The following is a 16,723-nucleotide window of genomic DNA, read 5'->3' as shown; positions in this document are numbered from 1 at the left end:
GTATGACGTGCAACTGTCACCGCCATTAACTACGATAGGGTGACGTGCGAGGACCGTGGGGCAGCAGCCAGGTGACCTCGGTTGTAATTTTCAATCGCCGCACTAGTGTCTTTGGCTGGTCATGACCATTGAATTTCCTTGCCCGCAGTGCGCCCAGTTGGTTCGCACTCCCGATGCTGCCGCTGGCAAGCGGGGGAAGTGCCCGAGTTGTGCGGCGATCGTCCAGATTCCCGTTGCTGCACCTGCCTCGACATCTGTTCCGCCCGCGGCGACCATTAAACCGCCAGAGATTGCTACCTCGAGCACGCCAGCCACAGAGGCCGCCGAGACGGGGCCGATCGAATTTTTTTGCAGTGGCTGCGGGCAAATGGTTCGCACTCCTCGGGCTGCGGCGGGCAAGAAGGGGAAATGTCCGCACTGCAGTGAAGTGGTGCAGATTCCGCTCAACAACAAGCCCAAACCGGCAGTGACGAAAGTCGCTCCCAGCGCTCCCCCGCCTGCTTCTGTTCCAACGCCTCCCTCCCCAGCGGCTGTTGCGAAAAAGGCACCCGCGCCTTTGCCTGTTGCGCGGCCGTTGGGAGTACCCAAGAAGCCCAAAGTTCAAGCAGAGATCGGCCTGGCTCCGCTGGACGGTCTCGCCCCGCTCGACGAACCAAAACCGGCGGCCAGGCCACCGCAAAAACCGACGCCGGCTAGTGCCCGACCTGCTCCCGCCAAACAGGCTCCGGCATCTGCCGCAACTCCCGGCTTACAACCGCTCACGCCGCTGACTCCGCTGGGTGGTGGCGGCGATTTGTTTGGCGGAGGTGCTGCTACGCCGGGACTGACACCCATTGGTGGCGGTGACTTGTTTGGCGGACCGGCAGCTGTACCGGGACTAACGCCGATAGGGGGCGCTGGAGGAGATTTGTTCGGCGGTCCACCGGCGGTGGGAATGGGTGGATTGACTCCACTCGGGCCAATGGGAGGCGTTCCTGGCGGCGATTTGTTTGGCGGCGGTGGTGGCGGAGGAGGCTTTAACAATGGCGCGCCAGGGCTGGTTCCCGTCGGCAGTGATCCGTTCGGCGCGCCGTCGAGCGGCTATGGTTTGCCGGCAGCCAGTTCGTTCGCGCCAAATCCGTATCAGTCACCACAGCCTTATGCGGGGCCGCCTGCCAACACGCCCAGTTCGGGAAGCGGCAATTTCCATCTAATTCTCCCCGCGATATTTCAACTGGTGTTTGTCGGACCTCTGTTGCTCTATATCTGTTTTTTGCTAGTGCTAGATGCGCTTTATTTTGCCGCCATTACTGGTCTTTCAGTCAGGCACGGTACTGATGTCGGAATCGTTCGGACGGTGGGGCCGGTGCTGCTGCACATTCTTTGGCTCATCTTCCAGATCATGATTATCGTGGGCTCCATCAATATGCTGCAGCGTAAGAATTACGGGAATGCAGTGGCAGCGGCTTGGTTGGCCGCAATTCCCTGCACGGGAGGTTGCGCGTTCCCGTTCGGCATTTGGGCGCTTGTGGTGCTTTATCAGGATCAGGTAAAACGTTCTTTCCGAAGCTGACTCTCACCTTGATGGCTGACTTATGACGATCGAGTTTCGCTGCGCGCAGTGCAATCAGTTGCTGCGAGTACCGGACGCGAGTGCCGGCAAGAATGCTCGTTGCCCGAAGTGTCAGCTGCTCATGCAGATCCCTGTTGCTGGTCCACACGCACCGCCACCACCAACATTACCCCCTCACCCGGGCTTCGGTCCTCCGCCACCACCTGCACCCGGTTTTGCTCCGCCCGGTTTTCCTCCACCTCCATTCGTACCGCCACCTATTGGTCCCCCAGGTTTCGGACCTCCCAGCCACAGCCCGCTCCCGAACCCATTCGATTTCTCAGGCAGACCGCACGGTAGTGGTCCGCATCAGCCGAGTCCATTCGATTTTCTCGGTGGACCTCCACCCGCAGCTCCACCACCACCGCCCGGTGGGGGAATGCCATTTGGAGCTGCGGCACCCGTCAATCCATATGCTTCGCCGAACATTGGTTATCAAACGCCAGCGCCGCAGAAGTCCAAAGCTGGTCGAGCTGGCCTGCCTTGGGAGAAGTCTCGCAGGAAAGATGTTAAGGCGTACATCGATACCGCCAAACTGGTTTCGTTCGAACCGGGCCGCGCTTTCTCGATGATGCTGCAACGGGGCGACATGGGTGGCCCGATGATGTTCTCGATGCTCGGGCTGAGCATCGGTGCCGTGGCGAACATTGTCTGGGGCGTGCCGCTGACATACATCCAGATGACGCTGCTTGATGCGCCGGCCGACGCCATCGGTGCGGCGGTGCTGATGAACCTGATTGGCAATGTGGTGGCTGGGGCGGTCGGCGTGGTGCTGGGGGCAACGCTCGGCAATTTGATCGCTGCCGCGATTCTGCATATCTGTCTGCTGATCACGGGGGGGAGCCGGCAAACATTTGATACCTCCTTCCGGATTGTCGCTTTTTCACAAGGCTCGCTCACCTGGCTTCAACTCATTCCAGTCATTGGTCCGGTCATTCAGGTCTTCTGGTCGATTGGGGTCAACATTGTGGCGGTGCACAAGGCTCATGAAGTGCCGATGGGGCGAGCCGCGTTGGTGGTACTGCTGCCGCTGATTGCTTGCTTTATGCTGTTGGCTCTGATTGGTGTTTTGTTTTTCTCTGTAATCGTGGCGGCTTTGTCGCAAGCTCCCCGTTGATCGGATTGGCATGCCCATCGAACTCACTTGCTCGCAATGCGGCCGTCAATTGCGAGTGCCCGACGCCAGCGCCGGAAAAATGGCGCGTTGTCCCGGTTGTCAGACGATCAATCAGATTCCTGCCAGTGCCCCGTCATCGCCGGGTATGTTGTCACCAGGTCTCGGCAGTCTGGGTGCAAATCCGAGTGGACTTGGTTCGTTCGACCCAAAACCATTGGAGCCCTTGCCACCACAAGCATTTCCAACGCCCACAACTCCACCCGCTCCCACGGCACCCACGTGGATGCCGAGTGCTGGTGCATTTTCTCCGCTCCCTCCCGCGGGACATTCCGGACCAGCGACAAATCCGTTTGCCGAAGCAACGCCTTTGGGCGAATCCAAGCCGGGCTCGAATCAGCCGTTTTCGTTTGCACCATCCGCCGCTAATCCTTATGCCTCGCCAGGGGGCGGCTTCTTGCCGCATCAAGTGCCACAGCAGGCAGGTGTCGGTCAAGGGTTGCCGTGGGAGTTGTCGATGGGCCTGGGCACCTGGTTCGAGACACTCAAGTTGATTTTGTTTGAAATGAACGAGGCTTTTCGGCGGATGAAGCCCACCGGCGGGCACTTGGTACCAATATTGTTTTTTCTAAGCTGCTCGACCATTTTCTGGACGTACAACCTGGTGCTGCAGGCTGGCATGGGGGCACTTCAAGCCGGGGGAGGTGGCGATGACGAGTTTGTCTGGGAAATGCTGAGCATGGCGTTTGGCATGGGCATACTTTGTTTACTGATGCCCATCTTTTGCTACCTCGGGGCGGCGCTGCTACACGGCTGCCTGTATTTGGTCGGAGGTGCCAACCTCGGTTTCGAAACGACGCTTCGCGTGATGGCCTACAGCTTGGGCGGGATGTGCATCGTTGCCATGGTGCCCTGCGTGGGGAGTTGCGTGTTCTTTGTCTGGGGTATCGCCTGCCTGGCGAACGCGCTGATGGAAGCGCAGCGCTGCACCACTGGACAAGGAATCGGTGCGGTCGCACTGATGATCGTCGTTCTGGTCGGCAGCGCGTTCGTGCTGGTAGTGGGCGCTCTCGCCTTAAATTCGCTTAACGCTTTTCAAAACTAAGGCTGGAAGAATGAACACGGTTGCGAATGCTAGCCCGTGCGCAAGCAGAAACCCCTCGGCGAGCAAGCACTGGGGCGGGTAGCGAAGCAGAAACTCAGGCTGACGAATGACAGGCGTGCTCCCTACGCCCCCTTAAGTGCCGTTCAGTTGACGCCAGGCTTTGACTTGCCCCGGGCTGAGCACGCTCAGAATTTGGACTTCACTGCGGCGAATGGATTCCCAGAAGTCGTTCCGCGAGGTATCGGCCGCTGCTGCTGCGGCGGCTTCGACGGCCCGCTGAATCTGGCTTTCTTGCGCGGGGGTTAAACGTAGGCGGCGAGCCGTTTCGGGCAAGAGCAACAGCTTCTGTTGGTTGAATATCTTCAGCGCGCGGAGATCACTTTCCGAAGTAACGACCGGAACCTCCGGCAAGGCAGCTTCGACGGTGCGAACCGCCTGTTGCAGCTGCTCTTCAACTACGGGCGTGCTCAACGGAAGTTGCACGGCTGGTGCCGCAGCTAACGGCTGATGCGTCGCCAGCCAGCCAAAGTGCCAACAGGCGTAGACCATTCCACAGATGGCAAGGACTAAACCTGCGGCCCAGCCCACCGCCAGCTTGGCAGAGAAGCCTTCGACAGAGTATTTCGGCGGCGTCACAAACTCCAGAACCGCCGCCAGCCAACCTCGCTTGGCATCCGACAGATCACCCGTACGCTCCGCACCCAGCAAGATGCCGTCGGAAAAGACTTCCTTCCGCACAATGCGAATGAAGCTGCCGCCGCTCGGCGTATGGAGTTCGCACTTATCGTCGATTTCGAGTCCCACAGTCAGCGGGCAAGCAATTGCGACGCCCGTTGACGAAGCATCGAGCAGCTGTACATCGAACGACCGACCCTCAATGCGCAGCCTCGCCTTCTTCTGCCCGTCGGGCATCTGAATGCGAAAAGCATTACGCTGTTCTGAGGAATTCATGGTCGCACCTGAACACAAACCTAATCTCGGCTCCCTGAAACATAGGTTGCCGGTCTGTGCTTGGGCGAAATTCTCGCGTTGTCGGGTCGCAGTTCACGACCCACCACGGCTTGCCAATGTGGGTTGTAACGATCGTGCCGTGCAAGGCTGCCTCCATCGCGGGATGACAGCCGTTGTGACTGCAATGACCACGATTATCGCGAGCGCTGTCCTTCGGCCGGACGAGTAGTCATGCTTGGTCCAATGGTCTGCCGCTGCGGGTGCTTTGGTCCGAGTGCGACGCCGATCCAGCCATCGTGAATGACCAGCTGCGTCACCTGCTGATCCTGCAGTTCAGGCGACATTGCAATCTGCTTGTTGACGAGGTTCAGTTTGCGATTTCGTGATAACACTCGGCTGAAGATCCCGCGGAGGGCGATCTGATCGCCGAACCGCAGCTTGCTGCCGATCAGTTCGATAACTCCATCCCGCGCCAGGTTGGCATCGAGTTGGTCGGAGTAGGGAGCGTAATAGCCCCGCACCGTGAAGTTCTGCCACTTCGACTTGCCGTGCTCCAGCGACTCGATGCGGATCGTGAGACGGACGCGGCCTTCATCGCAATCAACTCGCACTGGGTCACTGTCCATAAATGTGACGAAAACATCTTCCGGCAAATCGTCCGGCGGCGGTGGGACATCTTTCGAGAAGACAGAAGTGACCTCGCGATACAACTCTCGCAGTTCAATGCGGCGACCCGACAGGTTCAATCGGTTCAGAATGTTGTTCAACGCCGTTTCGTGCACCTGTACGCTCAGCAGGCTATCACCGGGGGCTTGGGGCCGCGGCGTATGCGAAGACAGCTGCTCGTGCCCGGCGAGGCGATAGCGGGCAATGAGTCGCTCGTGAGTGGTCTCCATATCGACGGCCGTTGGCTCGAGTTGCAGTTTGCGCATTGGTTCGAGCAGTTTGGTCTGAAAGTTTTCCTTCCCCTTCTTTAACTGCTCGGCTACCGCTTGATCGATGCGAGAAGTGGCACGACCTTGGATCTTTCCTTCTACTTCCAGCCGCGCCGAATCTTGCGCGGCGTCGTATTGGCTGATGGCGATCGCGCGAGCAATGCTCCCCAGCAGGGGAATGCCGTCATACGAAGTTTCGTAATCGAGCAGGTTGTTATTGGCTTGGGCCTCGGCTTCGGCATTGAACATGCGGACACCCCGGCGGTCGACGAGCAGCATTTTCCGCACTCGATAACTCGAAACACCATTCTGGTAGAAGGTGGCGGGGCCCTTCGTCGATGAGGTGTCCGAAGCGACCTGACCATTCGCTTCCAGCCCCATTCGCCAGCGAAGTCGATCAGGCAGGAGTACTAACCGCAGCTTCGTGCTGGCTTCGCTGTTTCCCTCAACCCGCGCACCCTGAATGTAATCCTGCACATATTCGAACTGCCGCGCTTCCTTGGGGAGCATGCGATTGACGAGCTCAGCCGAGATCGCGACGCGGACGTTGGCGTTGCGATAGTACATGTTGATCGTCTCGCCCAGTTCGGCAATCCGTGCATCGGGCGACCAGCGGAGCTGCTGATAGACGTTCGACAGCGCGGTGCTCTCGGCCGTCAAGTCTTGTCGCTCGTAGTCTTCGATCGATTGCAGGACGTGGACAAGGTCGACTGGTTCATCGGACCAGATCTTGAGGTGGCGCGTCAGATCGGCAAAGACCGGAGATTCTGCGAAGTCACCTTGGTTGGCATCAAATTGTGTCGAGTTCAGGCGGCGGAGGATGTCGCGGGCCAAAGTGCGGCGTTCGGCCGGTGAAGTTTCAGCGGAGCCGATCTTTTGCTTGGCTTGTTCCAGTCGCAGATAGTTGGTCCAGGGCGATCCGCCGGGCAGCGTGGCCAGTTTATGTTCGAGTGACGTGAGGCAGCGTGACCAATCCGCCGTACTGGGAACTGCAGTCTTTCGATCTGCCGCTTCGAATGCCACGGCATGCGTGATTTGCCAGATGGCGATACGACGGACAATCGCATAACCCACACGCAGCACGCGCGACCGCTGATTATCGGTTGGCAAGGCGGCGGCAATGTCTTTGGCCTGCGACGAAAGCAAATGGAGTTCATCGAGGGCAGCGCCCACCGCAGGCACTTCCAGCTTGTTAATCATCGCCAAAGCTTCCAGCTGGACGATGGTCCGCTGGGCCCAAGCGGCAGCTGATGGTTCTTCTTCGGCAAGTTCGCGCAGCTGAGTGATCAGCGCCGTGGGGTAAGGCCACACTCCAGCCGAAGTGTGCGCCGGAGGGGCGGGAATATCGGGATGAACTTCAGGTCGGATGGTCGCCTGATTGGGCAGGTCTGCTGAATCGGGCAGTGTGCGCGGCTCCAGTGGGCTCGCAGGTGGCAAGGAAGGCTCAGCTGGAGTTTCAGTAGGAGGGGCTTCTTCTGAACCTGGCGAAGTCAGTTCCAGATCGAACTTGGGGGCGGTACGGGTAGGAAGTTCCGATAAGGAAGGATCGAGATCAATTTGCTCGGCCACGACCGGGCCAGTCGGCGCGACTTGCTTCGGAGTTTCAAAGGCTTCCAAACCGGGATTCGTCGGCGTTTCCAGCGGTTCTTCGGAGGCTGGGGTCGGTTCGGTCAGCTGAGTTGGCTGATGGGCAGGGAAGTCGGGCAGTTCGAATGCCGGCGGGGCTTCTGCCACCTGATACGGCAGTGCGGTCTGCATCGCGGGTGCAGAAGGAGTGAACTCCACGTTCTCCGTCGGGCTTTGCAGGTGCGCGGGCACCCCAAAGTGCGAAGTGATCTGATGTTCGGCCTGCTGAGGCAAGAAATGTCGCCACCCGTAGGGCGCGACCAGACTTAGAACGGCAATCAGCAGTACCAGACCCAAAAACTTCCAAGAGTAGCGTCGGACAAGTCGACTCATCACCCGGCTCCGCGTTCCATGCATTCGCCTAGAGGGGCCGCACATTCGCGCCTCTCTGATAGTAAAATCGGAACACTTGGGCCGCCAAGACGAATTACAACGGTGAATGAGGGGTAACCTCTGCGACCGCCCCAAGTTGCCAGACAGAAATCACTGCTTTGACAGCACTTGCCCCGTGACTTTGCCGATTAGTAAAAAAGTGCGGTGATAGCGGCTGCGGCCAGCCGCGACTGCTCGCGGAATTCCGCACACCTGCAGAGCCAGAGCAGCACTGTCTTGCCTGTGTTCAGTTAGCAGCCTGACTTGAGTGCGAAGCTAACTGATCAGTTCGTTTTTTCACGCCAATCACTCTCCCCAAACTCGGCTCCATCGTCCCGGTCAATTCAACTCATGACCAGTCTTTATCTTGTTGGCTATCGCGGCTGCGGCAAAACCACAGTAGCCCGCCTTCTGGGTGATCGCCTCGGGTGGCCGGCGTTCGATGCCGACGAACTCCTGGAGCAGCAGGCAGGACAGACGATCCGCGAGATTTTTGCTCTCGAAGGCGAAGCAGGATTTCGTGATCGCGAAAGTCAGGTTGTCCGGGAACTAACAGCGCGCGAACCGATCGTGGTCTCTTGGGGGGGCGGTGTCATCTTGCGAGAGGAAAACCGGACGGCGCTGCGCACTAGCGGCCACATTGTCTGGCTGCGAGCTCGCGCCGAAACGCTCATAAAGCGAATCGAACAAGATCCCACCACCGGAGCGCGGCGACCGAACCTCACAGCCGGGGGCGGTATTGAAGAAGTGAAGCAGCTACTCGCAGTGCGCGAACCGATCTATGCCGCACTCGCGAACTTGATTGTCGACGTGGATGATAACGCACCACCTGCAATCGCGCAGCATATCGCCGCCTGGCTGGTGACTCAGCAGGAAGGTCGGCAATGATGGGGCCGCTGATCGCTGTGCTGATCTTTGTCGTGGCGCTACTGGTCGGTAGTGGAATTAACTGGGCGGTCTACACCCTGGCGTTCCGCGCACGACCGATCAGCCCTTGGTCACTCCCTCCGGAACATGCGGTACCGCGCACTTGGCTCGATTGCGTCCCGCTTTATGGTTGGTGGCGCTTGCGGCGCGAAGAACACCTGCATGGCCGTTGGTTTTGGGTTCGCCCGATACTCATCGAAGCCGTTTATGGGGCGGGCATGGTCTGGCTGTTTCATTTTGAGACGACAGGCGGACTGCTGCCGCCCATTCCGCTCAGCGCGCCGCTCGCCACTAGCTACTGGTATCCCATGTTCGCCGCCCACGCGGCGCTAATCGCCCTGCTGACGGCCGCGACGTTCATTGACTTCGACGAACAAACGATTCCCGATACGGTCACCCTTCCCGGCACGTTGTTGCTCCTGCTAGTGATGACAATTTGGCCGACAGCTCATCTGCCTGTGATCTACTTCGGTGTCCCCCTGCCCGGCGTTGCCACGGTTGAATCACTCCTGCTTACTTCTCGACCAGCGGTTATGTTTCCGGCGGAATTCATGAACTGGCCAGGGTTGGCGCTGGCCCTGACCATCGTTTGGCTGTGGTGGCTGGCCATCGTTCCCGGCACGCTTACTTTTCGCCGCGGCCCACTCAAAGCTGCCCAGTTTTACATCGCAAGTATCATTCGCCACGGCACTTGGTGGCGTTTGGGAATCCTGTTTGTCTTGATTTCGCTGGCTGTGACCGGAACCTGGCTGTGGGGCGGTACACATTGGCAGTCGCTGCTCACCTCTCTGGCTGGACTTGCCTTTGCAGGCGGGCTGGTGTGGGGCGTGCGCATCGGCGGCAGCATTGGGTTGCAGCAAGAGGCGATGGGTTTTGGCGATGTCACGCTCATGGCGATGATTGGTGTCGTGGTCGGTTGGCAAGCGTCGTTGCTGGTCTTTTTTCTCTCTCCGGCAGCTGCCGTTTTTGTCGCGCTGACACAATTCATCATCACCAGGCGCAAAGATATTGCCTTTGGTCCGTATCTTTCTTTGGCAACCGTGATCGTGATCGTTGCCTGGCGTGGACTGTGGGAAGGATATGCCCGTGGCATCTTCGAACTCGGCGCACTCGTCCCCATCGCCATCGCCTTCTTCTTGCTCGCGATGACCGGCATGCTGATGGTGTGGCGCCTCATTCGAGATGCGATTTGGGCGCGCATCGAAGGTCACTAGAGATCGCGCGAACGCGCGCGATGTCACATTTCTTGTCTGCGAGTGACCAGTAAACGCGAGCCGCGCGCACAAATTTGAAAAAATATTTCGCGCGTCTTTTCAGCGCAGGTTTTCTCTTCGTCAGCGCTCGCGCGCGACTGTGATCAGCGCGCGAGCGTGAGTGTTCAATGTCAGGTCTGCGTAGTTCGCGCGCGATGAGCGCTGCGCAGAAACGAACTCACGATGTGCGGCGCGCACGCACCTGCGCGGACTCAAGAGTCAAACAGGTGAGTCCTTAGAATTGCGAAAAAACAGGCTGAATTTTGCGAAAAATAACGTGGCACCGCGGACGAGAGGCAACCTGCAATTAGCGCTGCGCAAGCGGTATCACCGTGTGTAGAGTGAACGCTATCGATCATGTGTGCAGTTCAGCGCGCACTGTTTTCAGCGCTGCGAAAGGACTGGGCGGCGCCGCTGCGCACGCGCGCGAAAGCGCACGAGTAAGTGTCGCGCGACATCCTTCGCGCGCTGAATTCTTGCACGATGTTGGAGCGCGCGGCGACATTTCCTCTTGACGATTTGCAAGCAACTCGCAACATTGGTAGCAACTCGCGTGGAAAAAATGTCGATGACTTTTGTCAATGACACTTGACCACAAAAGTTGCCGATCTCAAGTCGACAACGAGCTGTCTTCAACGACACAACGCGAGTGACCAAAGCAGGGAGTTACCGGACCGCCTGCCAGAGTGGATGTGACACACGGGATGTTACGGCACACTGGCACTATCGCACTGGAAACATGGCGACAGGAACCGCGGACCGTGGCATAGGTGAGTTCAGAGCGGATCGATCTGTTTCGTTTGCTGCTCGACTCGCCAAGTTTTTCCTAAGGGAGGATGTTGCTGTGGCCAAGAAGAAAGCTGCTAAGAAGGCTGCCCCGAAGAAGGCTGCTAAGAAGGCAACCAAGAAGGCTTCGAAGAAGGCACCTGCAACCAAGAAGGCCTAAGTGCTTTTTGGTGACCGCAGCCCCTAAGCTGTTGTAGCCGCCTGAATCAGCGGGCATGATGCCTTGCCCTCAGATGCCGGCTGCACGCAACCGATAACAACGAGAAAGAGCCGCCGCGACGCGATGTCAGGGCGGCTCTAATCATTTCTTGGCGGAGTTGGGTGTCAGAGGTCAGAAAAATCAGCGCCCGGAGATTGTTGCTTATTGCCCGCGAATCGCTCAGATTATTCATGCCTCTTCAATTCTGAACTTCAAACTTGCCCCGGAACGTCCCATGCTTTGCCGCGTCGCAGTTGTTGCGTTTCTTACTCTTAGCCCGGCGGCGCTGCTTGCTGCTGATCTAACCGGGGCTGTCGATGGATCGAGAGTACGGCGTGATGAAGCGGCCAAACTCGATTGGTACGATGCCCGCGTGATTGGCCTGGAAGGGCAAGGCTTTACCGATACCAAAGCTCCGTACGATCGACTCCCGGCACGCGCGGAAGGAAAAGTCCGCCCACCGGTCTGGAGCTTGAGTCAGAATTCAGCGGGCCTGTGCGTTCGCTTTCGCACCGATTCGCCCACCATCCGCTGCCAATGGACGAATACGTCGGCCAAGCTCGGCATGCCGCACATGCCGGCGACCGGCGTGAGCGGGGTCGACCTCTATGTGCGCGACGATAAAGGTACGTGGCGCTGGTTGAGCGTCGGTCAGCCCAAGGAAGGAACGAAGCACACGGCGTTGCTTGTCGACGGACTATCGAAGACTCCGCGCGACTATTGCTTGTACCTGCCGCTGTACAACGGCGTATCACAAGTCGAGATTGGCGTTGCTGAAGGAAGTAAGATCGAACGCCTCGTGCGCGAAGAGTCGGTTCGCTTGCCGATTGTGTTTTACGGCACCAGCATCACACAGGGAGGCTGCGCGTCACGCCCTGGCATGGTGCACACCGCGATCCTTGGGCGTCGCCTCGATCGCCCGGTGATCAATCTGGGCTTCTCGGGCAACGGCAAGATGGAAGCGGAAGTAACCGCCTGCATCGTCGATATCGAAGCGGTTGTCTATGTCATCGACTGCCTGCCGAACATGACGGCTGCCGAAGTTACCGCCAACACGGCACCGCTGGTTGCTACGCTCCGCCAGGCTCACCCGAATACGCCCATTGTCCTGGCCGAAGATCGAACTTACGGCGATGCATTTCTCAAACGCGACCGCGCCGAACGGAACTCGACGAGCCGAGCTGCACTCAAGAAGATTTTTGCCGAGTTACAGCCGCACGACAAACTGCTGTTCTATTTGCCCGGCGAAAACCAACTGGGTGCCGATGGCGAAGATACGGTCGATGGCTCGCATCCCACCGACCTCGGCTTCCTGCGCATGGCGGACGAGTTTTCCAAAGTCCTCGCCCCGCTGGTGAAGAAGTAGATATCTGGCACGTGAGAGACTGCGCATCTTGAATCTTCAACTTCGTGAGCAACTGCCGAACTTCATCGCGCAATACGGTTCGATTCCGATTGCATTCGAGGTCAATGAGCATCTGGCGGTCGAATTGTTCGCTGATGGACTGGGAGGCATACGGCTCATCCGTCGCGACGTCGATGCACCTTATAAAAAAGACTATGATTCGCTGCCTGGGCAGTCCCCCGACGGTTGGGCGAAGCAATGGGATCTGACAAAGTGGTGCCTCTGTGCTGCATTCTCTGATGAAGCCCATGTTGGCAGCGTGGCCATCATCATCGATACGACTCAAGTGTACGGCCGGCTCAGGGATAATGCCGAGGCGGTGCTTTGGGATATTCGTGTCCGGCCAGATTACCAGCGCCGTGGTGTGGGAAGGCAACTTCTGGCTTTTGCAGAGCGCCGCGCACGCTCGGCGGGAAAGCAGCGTTTATCCGTCGAGACCCAGAATAACAATGTTCCTGCGTGCCGCTTCTACGCCGCGGCGGGATTCGAGTTGAGGTGCGTTGACCGGTTTGCGTATCCCCTCCTGCCGAACGAAGTGCAATTAATTTGGAGCAAACAGTTGCGCGACGCGACGGATGCAGGTCGTTGAATGCTGGTCCGAGATTGCTCATGGAACCGTCTGACTACCTGAGCATGCCGCAGAATCAACCGCACCTGAAGGTGATGGAAGTTCTGCGCCGCTGGGATCCTATCGGCGTCATCAGCGAGAAAAACCAGGACGAATACGATAGCTATTCGGTGGATGTAGTTCGCCTCCTTGACCGTGGAGCCAGCGTGGAGGAGATCGTGGAATACATGCGATGGGTTGTCACAGACCAAATGGGAATGAGTCACTTCGACAAGCGACATAGTCGGAACTGCGCGCAAGAACTCGTCGCATACTGGCAGTCGCGCAAGAGCAGCTGATCCTCAAAACTGTGCTGCAGCGAGAGTTCGTTGGTGCCGAGGCAGGAATTGCGTGCATGCCCGCACTTTAGCAGCTACGCGGCGATCGCGAGTACGGCAAGCAGCACCAGGCCAACGACCAGGGCATAGATGCCGCGAGCCAATTGGTCGAGTCGGCGGCGATAGGCGAAGCCGAGCGCAGGTTGCATGAGAACTCGTCGGATCCAAGCGACGCGATCAGCAGTCGGCGGATGAAGCCAGTGCGTGAAGCGGCTATCGCGGTGCGGTCCTTGGAGGACGACGAGGGCGTGGATCAGGTCGCGAGCGCTGTCGGCATTTAGATTTCCTTGCGAATCGTACACGGCGGACAAATCGGCGTCGTATTCGAGCCATTTCGAGACAAGACCAATGACGATTGCCGCATAGGCCAAGTAGCCAGCTGAGACTGCTAGGGAATAGGGAGAGTACGTCGAGAGAAGATCGACGTCGATTGCGAAGAAAGATTGGATAGCGAACCAAGCGAGGGCAGGAATAACGAGGAGAAGCAACCGCTGTAGCAAATGCTTACGCTGGAGATGCCCCAGTTCGTGGCGACAGACGGCGGCGATTTCGTCAGGCGTCAGCTGGACGAGCAAGGCATCGGTCAGGAACAAATAGCGACAGTAGCGCGAGAGGCCAGCGACGGCGGCATTGGCCATTCGTCCTTGCGTGTGCCAGACGAGGAGCCGCGTCAGCGGCGTCTTCAGTTCGTGGCTGATCGATTCCAGATTGGTGCGTAGTTCACCAACGGGCAAGTCGCTGGTGGCCCAGAGTCTGCTCAGCAAGAGGGGAAGACCCAGCGAAATGATTAAAAGCAGGGGAATTGCGAGGAGCCAGGCAGATTCCTGCGGTAGGAATGTACCCCACATGGAAGTGACGAAGTAGGTAGTTGCCAGATCATGGACGGCAATGATGAGGAGCGCGGGGACCAAGGCCATGGCCAGATAATGGCGGGATTGCCAGACGAGGTAAGTCAGTAGCGATGATGCGCGGAGCGGAGCGTGGCGCAGTCGTTGGGCGGTTCGTTCGACATAGAAGAACGTCGTCCAAACGAGCAGGAGCGAACCGATGACCGGCGCGAGGACCAGTAGATCATCGACGAGTGGCCAGGCCTGCCAGCCCCACGCGAGGCGAACAATGGCTGGCCAATTCAACAAGTAAATGACGGCCAGGGAACCAGCCAGCCAGAGCCAGAGCCCAGCGAGTTGCAAGCGTTGATAGCGGTGGCCGACTTGCTGCCAATCGGCAGTTTGGAGCGGGCTGGCTTTGGTCAGTCGCGAGATGAACCAATAACAATCGCAGGCCGTAGCGACCGGTGCGGCGAGGGTGGCCAGCAGGATCAACAGCAGTCGCCATTGGTCGGAGATGGCCGAGACCCCTGTGCCCGTGACGGGTGCGGGGGTTGACTCAGTCTGTGCCAGGGTGGCCAGCAAGGCAGCAAGAATGATCAGCTGCATGGATTTCCCTGGGAACGTTGCGAAGCGGTCGCGCGAAGTCTGCCACAACAACGGAGCAGCAATTTCGCTGAGTTTCAGGCTAGTTGGCCGCGCGCAAGCTTTCAATTGCTAGCGGGCTGGCACGGATCACGGCACTTGAATTGCAGTACGAAGATGCCGTTTGTGTGGATTAGGTTTTCGCATATTACGACTCATGTCGATTGCACGGCCTGCCGATAAAACTTTCTTATACCCAGTTCGTGTCGTTAGCGAGTTTGGCTGATGTTGGACGGAAGTGTTTATTACTGTTGGTCTTGCGATGCCCATTGCCGGGGCGTGAATGAATCTGCTGAGGGTGCCTGCTGTCCCCGCTGCCAAGAACATTTGACCGCTGACTCTCGTTTATCAAAAACGTTACGCGGCCCCTTCTTCGCCATGAGCGAGAACAAGCCAGAGCCGACCGCGAAGCGTCAAGCTGGCCTATGGACAGTCCGTGCGGCCGCTTCGCACTGAGAGAAATTCGGACGCAGCCTAATTCATCTGCTCCCAGTTGTGCGGGCTTCGTAGGCGTTTTCAATCCGGACGATTACAACCGGAAGTTGTCGGGGATGACACCATCTTTGACCACGCACGGAATGCCATCGCGAATGATGCAAGCTTCGTCTTCGCCGCGGTTTTCGACCCCCTGCTCGTTGACGATCCGCACGCCTTTACCGATGCGGACGTTCTTATCGATGATCGCGCCTTCGATGTAGGAGCGGTCACCAATGCCGGTCTGGGGCGTGCCGTTATTCGCGTGCTTCTGCTTAGTGCCATCGGTGTCGTAAGAGTCGGCACCCATGATGACGGTGTTGCGAATGGTCACGCCTTCGCCAATGATTGTCCGCAGTCCGATCACGCTGTTCTCGATCACTGCGCCCTGACCGATCTGGCAACCGTCAGCGATCAAGCTGCGTTTGATGGTGGCGCCATCAAACATCGTGGGGGGCAAAAAGCGCGGCCGCGAATAAATGGGCGCGACAGCCGCAGAGAGATCGAAGGGAGGATGCGTGCCGGCCAGACTGAGGTTGGCTTCGTAGAAGGCCTTAATCGTGCCGATGTCTTCCCAGTAGCCATCGAACATGTGGAGCATGACTCGCTTGGAGCGGACCACAGCGGGGAAGATCTCTTTGCCGAAGTCGGGGTAATCGGTTTTCTCGAGTGCATCGACGAGCATGTCGCGATTGAACAGATAGATGCCCATGCTGGCGATCAGGTCGCGTCCCTTGCTGGGGATGCCGCGGGCATCGATCCAGGCCGGGTCCATCTTGACCATGTCCATCTCTTTGTAGGTCTGCGGCTTCTCCAAGAAGCCCTGCACGCGACCCTCGTCATTAATCCGCATGATGCCGAAGCCCTTTGCCGCTTCGCGATCGACAGGAATGCCGGCAATGGTCACATCGGCCTTGCTATCCTGATGCGTCTTGATCATTTCGCGATAGTCCATGCGATACAACTGATCGCCGGACAGAATCAGCACATAGTCGATGCCCGGCTGTTGCAAGTAACGCAGGTTCTTGCGCACCGCGTCGGCAGTACCTTGGTACCAGTCCTTCTTCTCGTCGTTGGTCGTTTGCTGGGCAGCGAGCAATTCGACGAAGCCGCCGCTGAAGTGGTCGAAGCGATACGTCTGGCGAATGTGACGGTGCAAACTGACCGACATGAACTGCGTCAGTACATACATGCGGTTCAGCCCGCTGTTGATGCAGTTCGACAGGGGGATATCAATCAGCCGGTACTTACCGGCTAGCGGAACGGCCGGCTTCGAGCGAAACTTCGTCAATGGATACAAACGAGTGCCGCGACCACCGCCCAGCACGAGCGAAATAACATTGCGCATGATCAACTTCTAGGACACGAGAGGGGGGCGATGGGTGAGGCAGGAGCACGAACTACTTAGACAAGCAAACGATAGACCGAGTAGGCGGGGAGAGGCGCGCCTACGCGATCTGCAGGCAATAACATAGCCCGAAGGGCTCTATGGGGCAAGATACGCCCCAAGCTGGCCTTTGTGGGATCGGAGTCAGCCGATGGGTTAGCGATTCGCCATTTCTATTTAT

General features: G+C 58.2%; 12 protein-coding genes. 8 read left to right on the top strand and 4 right to left on the bottom strand.

Annotated elements, in window-relative coordinates; translation table 11 throughout:
• Positions 1–121 precede the first annotated feature (121 nt).
• The 3 genes from ETAA8_RS03385 to ETAA8_RS03375 all read left to right on the top strand — a co-directional run bounded on the left by ETAA8_RS03385 (position 122) and on the right by ETAA8_RS03375 (position 3,810).
• A complete protein-coding gene (locus ETAA8_RS03385) occupies positions 122–1,552 on the top strand; it encodes a hypothetical protein (RefSeq protein WP_145084882.1) in 1,431 nt (476 codons plus the stop codon).
• A gap of 418 nt (positions 1,553–1,970) precedes the next feature.
• Positions 1,971–2,708, top strand: coding sequence for a YIP1 family protein (locus tag ETAA8_RS03380; RefSeq protein WP_145084879.1), 738 nt, complete (start codon positions 1,971–1,973; stop codon positions 2,706–2,708).
• A 10-nt stretch (positions 2,709–2,718) separates the two neighbouring features.
• Positions 2,719–3,810 carry a YIP1 family protein gene (locus tag ETAA8_RS03375; protein WP_145084876.1) on the top strand — a complete coding sequence of 364 codons (1,092 nt, stop codon included), beginning with the start codon at positions 2,719–2,721 and terminating at the stop codon, positions 3,808–3,810.
• Positions 3,811–3,942: 132 nt separating this feature from the next.
• Here ETAA8_RS03375 and ETAA8_RS03370 read toward each other — a convergent pair whose 3' ends face one another.
• Both ETAA8_RS03370 and ETAA8_RS03365 read right to left on the bottom strand, forming a co-directional pair.
• Positions 3,943–4,761 (bottom strand): PilZ domain-containing protein, encoded by an 819-nt coding sequence (locus tag ETAA8_RS03370; RefSeq protein ID WP_145084873.1) that lies wholly within the window; start codon positions 4,759–4,761, stop codon positions 3,943–3,945.
• Positions 4,762–4,955: 194 nt separating this feature from the next.
• Positions 4,956–7,655 carry a hypothetical protein gene (locus tag ETAA8_RS03365; protein WP_145084870.1) on the bottom strand — a complete coding sequence of 900 codons (2,700 nt, stop codon included), beginning with the start codon at positions 7,653–7,655 and terminating at the stop codon, positions 4,956–4,958.
• A gap of 390 nt (positions 7,656–8,045) precedes the next feature.
• On the opposite strand from ETAA8_RS03365, the gene ETAA8_RS03360 reads away from it, so the two are divergent.
• The 5 genes from ETAA8_RS03360 to ETAA8_RS03335 all read left to right on the top strand — a co-directional run bounded on the left by ETAA8_RS03360 (position 8,046) and on the right by ETAA8_RS03335 (position 13,170).
• The gene (locus tag ETAA8_RS03360) at positions 8,046–8,582 is read left to right on the top strand and encodes a shikimate kinase (protein ID WP_145084867.1); all 537 of its coding nucleotides are present in this window, start codon (positions 8,046–8,048) and stop codon (positions 8,580–8,582) included.
• Positions 8,579–9,835 (top strand): prepilin peptidase, encoded by a 1,257-nt coding sequence (locus ETAA8_RS03355; protein WP_145084864.1) that lies wholly within the window; start codon positions 8,579–8,581, stop codon positions 9,833–9,835. Before ETAA8_RS03360 ends, ETAA8_RS03355 begins: the two co-directional genes overlap by 4 nt.
• 1,259 nt (positions 9,836–11,094) lie before the next feature.
• Positions 11,095–12,225, top strand: a complete 1,131-nt coding sequence (locus ETAA8_RS03345) for an SGNH/GDSL hydrolase family protein (RefSeq protein WP_145084858.1) — start codon at positions 11,095–11,097, stop codon at positions 12,223–12,225.
• A gap of 28 nt (positions 12,226–12,253) precedes the next feature.
• Positions 12,254–12,853 carry a GNAT family N-acetyltransferase gene (locus tag ETAA8_RS03340; protein ID WP_202921532.1) on the top strand — a complete coding sequence of 200 codons (600 nt, stop codon included), beginning with the start codon at positions 12,254–12,256 and terminating at the stop codon, positions 12,851–12,853.
• A gap of 20 nt (positions 12,854–12,873) precedes the next feature.
• Positions 12,874–13,170: a hypothetical protein gene (locus ETAA8_RS03335; RefSeq protein ID WP_145084851.1), complete on the top strand. Its 297-nt coding sequence runs from the start codon at positions 12,874–12,876 to the stop codon at positions 13,168–13,170.
• 74 nt (positions 13,171–13,244) lie between these two features.
• Here the strand turns inward: ETAA8_RS03335 and ETAA8_RS03330 are convergent, their stop codons facing one another.
• Together ETAA8_RS03330 and ETAA8_RS03325 are read right to left on the bottom strand one after the other, a co-directional pair.
• Positions 13,245–14,645: a M48 family metalloprotease gene (locus ETAA8_RS03330; protein WP_145084848.1), complete on the bottom strand. Its 1,401-nt coding sequence runs from the start codon at positions 14,643–14,645 to the stop codon at positions 13,245–13,247.
• A gap of 565 nt (positions 14,646–15,210) precedes the next feature.
• A complete protein-coding gene (locus tag ETAA8_RS03325) occupies positions 15,211–16,503 on the bottom strand; it encodes a glucose-1-phosphate adenylyltransferase (RefSeq protein ID WP_238397669.1) in 1,293 nt (430 codons plus the stop codon).
• Positions 16,504–16,723 lie beyond the last annotated feature (220 nt).

Source organism: Anatilimnocola aggregata, from assembly GCF_007747655.1.
Lineage (GTDB): Bacteria > Planctomycetota > Planctomycetia > Pirellulales > Pirellulaceae > Anatilimnocola > Anatilimnocola aggregata.
The sequence above is the reverse complement of the archived record's forward strand: the minus strand, read 5'-3'. Positions and strand labels throughout refer to the sequence as shown.